The sequence below is a fragment of the Bradyrhizobium sp. CCBAU 11434 genome (assembly GCF_028128895.1).
GTDB lineage: Bacteria > Pseudomonadota > Alphaproteobacteria > Rhizobiales > Xanthobacteraceae > Bradyrhizobium > Bradyrhizobium zhengyangense.
On record NZ_LBJX01000018.1, the window covers coordinates 1 to 541 of the forward strand.

At 68.4% G+C, this 541-nt stretch carries 1 protein-coding gene; it reads left to right on the top strand.

Annotated elements, in window-relative coordinates:
* Nucleotides 1–172 precede the first annotated feature (172 nt).
* The coding region (locus XI06_RS12830; RefSeq protein WP_271605472.1) for a chemotaxis protein CheW at nucleotides 173–541 on the top strand (369 nt) is incomplete at its 3' end.

A 541-nucleotide genomic window follows, 5' to 3' on the forward strand; every position in this document is an offset into this window, starting at 1 on the left:
CTGGTGTCGCCGGCAGCGATCGAGCGCGGCCGTCAGGCCGGCTTCCACGACTATGTCGCCAAGTTCGACCGTCCCGGTCTGATCGCGGCGCTGAAGGAGCAGACCGCGGGCGCCGCCGGCGCCTCCGAGCTGAGCCGCGCGGCAGCCTGAGCGGGACCTGAGGAGAGACGATATGAGCAAGAAGATGCAAGTCGGCGAAGGCGCCATGGTCGAATACGTCACCGCGATGATCGGCGGCCAGCTGTTCGGCTTGCCGATCTCCCGCGTCCAGGACGTGTTCATGCCCGAGCGCGTCACCCGCGTTCCCTTGTCCTCGCGCGAGATCTCGGGCGTCCTGAACCTGCGCGGCCGCATCGTCACCGTGGTCGACATGCGCGCCCGTCTCGGCCTGCCCAGGGACGAGGACGGCAAGACCCCGATGGCTGTCGGCGTCGACCTGCGCGGTGAATCCTATGGCCTCCTGATCGACCAGATCGGCGAGGTGCTGCGCCTGCCCGAGGACGGCAAGGAAGAGAACCCCGTCAACCTCGACCCCCGCATG